The sequence below is a fragment of the Ostreibacterium oceani genome (genome assembly GCF_009362845.1).
Classification (GTDB): domain Bacteria; phylum Pseudomonadota; class Gammaproteobacteria; order Cardiobacteriales; family Ostreibacteriaceae; genus Ostreibacterium; species Ostreibacterium oceani.
Genome location: NZ_WHNW01000003.1, coordinates 201235 through 207234, shown reverse-complemented (window position 1 = coordinate 207234; position 6000 = coordinate 201235). Strand labels below are relative to the sequence as shown.

The following is a 6000-nucleotide window of genomic DNA, read 5'->3' as shown; positions in this document are numbered from 1 at the left end:
ACGATTGGAATTAAATCGATTCATCAATTTTTACAATACTGTCAAACCGCACAAAAGTTTGAACAACGCAACACCTTATGAGATACTTAGTCACTACTTTGAGTTAACCTAACTGTAAACAACGCGAGGATTTCTTACACATAAACCCATTCACAAACCCATTAATCATCTGATTACATAAATAATAATCGTCGCCTATTACGCATTCTGTTAAGCGCCTGTCATTGGCCTATCACTGATTGCCTGATTGTTATGTATTATGATGATTAGCACACACTCGTTCATCATACTGCTTAATACGCCAAAAATCAACAAAAATAGTCATATATCTTACGAGAAAATCAGACTAACTCTCACCCACAGCGTTTACACTACCCGTCAGCCAAACGACCAGCCAAACGACCAGCTAGCGCACGCACTACTTCGCCATTATTTCATGTCGCTTTTTCCCCGCAAAATCGTTACAATAGCGCACCATAGAATCAGCAACACAACAGCAACACAACAGCAACAAAACAGCGACAACAACACAACCTACAGCGACCTATTCAATGAACCCTATCACCCAAGAAATCAACCAACGGCGCACCTTTGCCATTATCTCCCACCCTGACGCGGGAAAGACGACACTGACCGAAAAACTACTGCTCTTCGGCGGCGCGATTCAAAGCGCAGGCACCGTCAAAGGCCGCAAATCCGACAAACACGCCACCTCGGACTGGATGGCAATGGAGCAAGAACGCGGCATTTCTATCACCTCGTCGGTTATGCAGTTTCCGTATCGCGACAAAATCATCAACTTGCTCGACACCCCTGGGCACGAAGATTTCTCAGAAGACACCTATCGAACGCTCACCGCCGTTGATTCGGCACTGATGGTCATTGATTGCGCCAAAGGCGTAGAAGACCGTACGCGCAAATTAATGGACGTTTGCCGTCTGCGCGACACGCCGATTTTCACCTTTATCAATAAACTAGACCGCGAAGGTCGCGACCCCATGGAACTGCTCGATGAAGTCGAAAATGATTTATCGATTCGCTGCGCACCCATTACGTGGCCTATCGGCATGGGCAAACGCCTCAAAGGCGTGTACCACTTGCTAAACGATACCATTCACTGCTACGCGCACGGCAAAAACCATCAAATCAACACCGCCGAAGTTATCCACGGCATTGATAACGAGGCGCTAGACACCCTATTAGGGGCTGACGAAGCGGCGGCTTTTCGTGATGAAGTGGCGCTCATTCGCGAGGCATCCAATGCCTTTGACCGCGAGGCGTATTTGGCGGGTAAACTCACGCCAGTTTATTTTGGCTCTGCCATTTCAAATTTTGGCGTTGCCGAAATGCTAGACGGCTTTGTTGACGAAGCCCCTGCACCCAGAGCCCACGATGCCATTGAGCGCACCGTCCTCGCGGACGAAAACCACTTCACTGGCTTTGTCTTTAAAATCCAAGCCAATATGGACCCTAAGCACCGCGACCGCGTGGCTTTTTTGCGTATTTGCTCGGGGCAATTCAGCAAAGGCATGAAATGCCGCCATGTCCGCCTCGCACGGGATGTGCGTATCTCAGACGCGCTGACTTTTATGTCTATCGAACGCGAGAATGTCGAAGACGCTTACGCAGGTGACATCATTGGGCTTCACAACCACGGCACGATTCGCATCGGTGATACGTTTACCGCTGGCGAACAGCTGCAATTCAAAGGCATACCTGATTTTGCCCCTGAACTGTTTCGCCGCGTGCAGATCAAAGACCCGCTCAAAATGAAAGCCCTATTAAAAGGACTCGCCCAACTCTGCGAAGAAGGCGCAACCCAGTTTTTTCGCCCCGTGATGGGTAGCGATTTAATTCTAGGCGCGGTCGGCGTATTGCAATTTGAAGTCGTACAATCACGGTTACTGGTAGAATACAATGTCAATTGCACCTTTGAAGCCATCCCGGTAACCACCGCACGCTGGGTGCAATGCGACGATGATAAGCTATTTAAGCAATTTTGCGACAAAAACGCGCAGTATCTCGCCAAAGACCACTACGACCAGTTGGTCTATATTGCGCCAAGTCGCGTCAATTTAAGCATGGCGCAAGAACGCTTTCCTGATGTCAACTTTACCGATACACGCGATCACCTCGCCCAATAAATCAAGCGTAAATCAATAATAAATTAGCGTGAATCAATAAATATTCAATGAATGACGGCCACCAATCTCTCGAACCCATTGCCTGGATTCGCACACCGTTTCGGGATAAATTCACCGTCCCTAGGCAATCAGGCTTGGTCAATCAAGCCAAGGGCATCATACAATTTTGCCCTGACTTTGCCGATGCGGATAGGTTACAAGATTTTCGCGCCCATTCGCATTATTGGCTTATTTGGGGGCTGCACCTACACCAGCATACCGACAAATCACTCGCGGTGCGCCCACCACGCTTAGGTGGCAACCAAAAAACCAACGTATTTACCACGCGCAGCCCGTTTCGCCCCAATAACTTAGGGCTATCTGCCGTCAAACTAGATACGATTGATAGCGCCCACCAACAAATCCATGTCATGGGGGTGGATATGGTTGACAACACCCCGATTTATGACATCAAGCCCTATCTACCCTATGCCGACAGCATCAACAGCGCGACATCGACTTGGGCAAACAGCGCCCCCGTTAGGTGCTTTGACGTGCGCTACCGCGAAACCGCAAGGCAACAATTAACACAGTACGAGCAACAACATGCCGTGCCTGTCATGCCGCTCGTGTCTGAATTATTGGCACACGATGCACGCCCTGCTTATCACGGCAAAACTGCAGGCAAAACTGCTGGCAGAAGCGCAGAAAAAATCGCGGACAAAGCCACACCTGCATCACCGCGAATTTATTACAGCCAAATCTATACATTAGCTATTGCGTGGCAAGTCGAAGGTGATACACTGACCGTATTATCAGCAACTGAACTAAGCGCGGTTGAACTAAGCACGGCTAAATTAAGCGCAACTGAATTAGCCACAAACCAATCAGAAATAAAGAAACCAATCAATCCATCATGACGACTTTAACCTTTCACAAAATGCACGGACTGGGCAATGACTTTGTCGTGATCGATGCCACGCAGACCCCGTTTTCCCTAGATAGTGCCACCATCGCCAAATTGGGCAATCGCAAAACAGGGATTGGGTTCGACCAACTACTCGTTGTCGAGCCACCTAGCACGCCATCGGTGGATTTTAATTACCGTATTTTCAACTGTGATGGTAGCGAAGTCGAGCATTGTGGCAATGGCGCGCGTTGCTTTGCCAAATTTGTTATCGATCAACGCCTCACGGACAAACATACCTTGTGCGTGAATATAAAAAAAGGCCCCCTGTATATCACCTATCGAAACGACGACGATATCGAAGTCGATATGGGTAAACCAATTTTAGCGCCACGCGATATTCCATTTAATATAGACGCCAGCGCACAAAATCCCGCGGCAAGCTATGACATTATCATTGACGGCGCCCCCCTGCCCGTTAGTGTCTTATCGATGGGGAATCCGCATGTGGTCTTATTTATTAGCAACTTGTGGCAGCAATCGATTGAAACGCTGGCTAAGCACATCCAACAATCTGATTATTTTCCCGAATCGGTTAATGTGAATTTTATTGAAATACTAGACAAACACACCGCCACACAACGCACTTACGAGCGCGGCGCGGGTGAAACCGATGCCTGCGGCACAGGTGTCTGCGCCGCAGTCTATGCCGCACAAGCAGTTAATGCAATTGATGCAATTAATGCGCCCGTTTGCGTTAAAGTACGCGGTGGAGAAATTCGTATTCGTATTGATCAAGCGGGGCATATTTGGATGGCAGGCCCTGCGCGCACGGTTTATCACGGCACGATTAATTTGCGGCACGATTAATTTGGATACACTGCTAAACCACCGACAAATGAAATAACCAACGACCCACTATTAGGAGGAACACCATGAATCAAAAAGGTATTTACGCCACCACAATCGCTGCAACACTACTCATCGGTGCATGCGCGTCTAATCAACCCCAATCTAGCGCTACCAACGCCCGTGATTTTTGTCGTGATGTCGGCGGTGAAATAAAAAGCGTGAATGATGGCGCGGAGAGCTATTGTGTACTACCCAGCCGAGATGTCGTTGAGTTAGAGGCGTTTTTCCAACAAAACAAAAAACAATAACTCACGTCAAATTTTCATTTCAAAGTAACGGTATATTTAGCGCAACTGATATTCAACGTGACTGATTTCAAAGACACATCGCAAAGCCCTGACAGAAGCCCTGATAAAAGCACTGGCAGACAGCTAAGCGAAAACTCACCGCCCATCAAAAGCTTTGTCAGACACCACGGCCGATTAACCGATGGACAACGGCAAGCGCTGACTGAATATTGGCCTGCGTTTGGTATCGATTTTACCAAACGACGAATGGACATGGGTACAATTGCCGAAAAAAAATACCCCCAAGTCGTCCTAGAAATAGGTTTTGGCAATGGTGAGTCTTTTATTACCATAGCGAAAAATCACCCTGAAACGCTATTTATCGGTGCAGAAGTCCATCGCCCCGGCGTCGGGCGCGCTTTATTACTCGCCCAAGAAAATGCCTGCCAAAACGTCAAAATCATAGCACATGATGCCGTTGAGTTTATCGAACACATGTTGCCTGACAATTGCCTAGACCGTGTGCAACTGTTTTTCCCTGACCCTTGGCATAAAAAAAGACACTTTAAACGCCGCCTTGTACAGCCCCATTTTTGCCGTGCGTTGCACCGCGTGTTAAAGCCCGATGCAATTTTTCACGTGGCAACCGACTGGGTACCCTATGCCGAACACGTTGTTGATGTGATGGCGTCTCTAGCGGGTTTTAGCGACATCACGAACAACCCAAAAGAAAAACCCAGTTACCGCCCCGAAACCAAATTTGAACGACGTGGTCTCAAATTAGGGCACGAAGTGCGAGATTTATGTTTTAAAACCGTTAAATAACGGCTAAATAAGGTTGCCAAAACGGATAAATTCGCTACAATTAGCATCAAATTATTATTATTTTTTTAACGCCTGATATTAACGACACTAACTATGAGGTCGTTACAACAGATTATTACAGCAAATTATTAGAATAGGATATTACTATGGGAAAAGTTATTTTTTTAGTGATTTTAGCAGGTATCGGCTATGTCCTTTACGATGGATTAAAGCCTTATTACGACGCGCTTCAAGAAAGCGACCGTATTTTAATTGACGCAGGCATTCCGTTGGATAAAAAAGGTGCAGGTGATTACCGCCCCAAAGCCATCGAAGCACTCAAAGCCAATTGCACGCATGGCTTGTTTGAGAATAATCAATACGATTTTCGGTGCGCCAGCAACTCTCATTTCCCTTTTATCAATTAACCATCGACGATAAATAACGCTATAAGTAACGCTATATATTCGCCTTTTTGCTATCGACGCTTTACAATAGCTTTAAACAATAGTTTTAAACAATGGCTTTAAACAATCACTTGTTATCAAAAATTACTCGGAGAATACAATGAAACCTTTATTTACCCTGATGGCTTGCCTAGCACTGACCACCTTTACTGCGGGTTGCTCAATGCGCCACCACGAAGTCAGACAGTCACCTGACAAATCGGCTGCGTCTTTTAGAACACGTGGCTACAGCCATAGTATCCCACGCAATCAAAATCTCGACGGCGGCTATGTCGAAGGAACTTCCTATCAAACACCCAACACGCTAGAAAATCGCTAATATTTTCGCCTGAGTTGTCTGCAGGGTTGTCTGCAGGGTTATCGGCTGGGTTATCTGCAGGGTTTCTTCAGTTGCTAAAAAGGCTTTGGCAGGGGCTATTACAGGGGCTGCTACAAGGATAGCTAAAAGAACTGTAAAAAACTAACACCCAACTAGCGCCATAAATACTAGCGCAGAAACAAACCAAAATGCAGCGGTTTATTCCTATTTCCGCTGCATTTTATTCGAATGGTTGTATTCG

General features: G+C 46.8%; 7 protein-coding genes and 1 pseudogene. All 8 read left to right on the top strand.

Annotated elements, in window-relative coordinates:
- A pseudogene (locus GCU85_RS10445) lies at window positions 1–112 on the top strand (integrase core domain-containing protein); the annotation flags it as partial.
- A gap of 439 nt (window positions 113–551) precedes the next feature.
- Entirely contained in the window at window positions 552–2144 is a 1593-nt protein-coding gene (locus tag GCU85_RS04350) for a peptide chain release factor 3 (protein WP_152809724.1), read from the top strand.
- A 47-nt stretch (window positions 2145–2191) separates the two neighbouring features.
- Window positions 2192–3043, top strand: coding sequence for a tRNA (N6-threonylcarbamoyladenosine(37)-N6)-methyltransferase TrmO (tsaA, locus tag GCU85_RS04345; RefSeq protein WP_152809723.1), 852 nt, complete (start codon window positions 2192–2194; stop codon window positions 3041–3043).
- Window positions 3040–3900, top strand: a complete 861-nt coding sequence (gene dapF, locus GCU85_RS04340) for a diaminopimelate epimerase (protein WP_152809721.1) — start codon at window positions 3040–3042, stop codon at window positions 3898–3900. The genes tsaA and dapF overlap by 4 nt, the downstream gene beginning before the upstream one ends.
- Before the next feature lie 65 nt (window positions 3901–3965).
- Complete coding sequence (locus GCU85_RS04335) at window positions 3966–4190, top strand: DUF333 domain-containing protein (protein ID WP_152809719.1); 225 nt, start codon at window positions 3966–3968, stop codon at window positions 4188–4190.
- A gap of 144 nt (window positions 4191–4334) precedes the next feature.
- Entirely contained in the window at window positions 4335–4994 is a 660-nt protein-coding gene (gene trmB, locus GCU85_RS04330) for a tRNA (guanosine(46)-N7)-methyltransferase TrmB (RefSeq protein ID WP_328592792.1), read from the top strand.
- Between the two features lie 146 nt (window positions 4995–5140).
- Window positions 5141–5401 carry a hypothetical protein gene (locus GCU85_RS04325; protein ID WP_152809715.1) on the top strand — a complete coding sequence of 87 codons (261 nt, stop codon included), beginning with the start codon at window positions 5141–5143 and terminating at the stop codon, window positions 5399–5401.
- Between the two features lie 139 nt (window positions 5402–5540).
- Window positions 5541–5759, top strand: coding sequence for a hypothetical protein (locus GCU85_RS04320; RefSeq protein ID WP_152809713.1), 219 nt, complete (start codon window positions 5541–5543; stop codon window positions 5757–5759).
- Window positions 5760–6000: the final 241 nt, after the last annotated feature.

Excerpts from the sequence above, each read along its gene's own strand:
- GCU85_RS04350 (WP_152809724.1), top strand. The coding sequence starts at position 552 with ATGAACCCTATCACCCAAGAAATCAACCAACGGCGCACCTTTGCCATT.
- tsaA (WP_152809723.1), top strand. The coding sequence starts at position 2,192 with ATGAATGACGGCCACCAATCTCTCGAACCCATTGCCTGGATTCGCACA.
- dapF (WP_152809721.1), top strand. The coding sequence starts at position 3,040 with ATGACGACTTTAACCTTTCACAAAATGCACGGACTGGGCAATGACTTT.
- GCU85_RS04335 (WP_152809719.1), top strand. The coding sequence starts at position 3,966 with ATGAATCAAAAAGGTATTTACGCCACCACAATCGCTGCAACACTACTC.
- GCU85_RS04325 (WP_152809715.1), top strand. The coding sequence starts at position 5,141 with ATGGGAAAAGTTATTTTTTTAGTGATTTTAGCAGGTATCGGCTATGTC.
- GCU85_RS04320 (WP_152809713.1), top strand. The coding sequence starts at position 5,541 with ATGAAACCTTTATTTACCCTGATGGCTTGCCTAGCACTGACCACCTTT.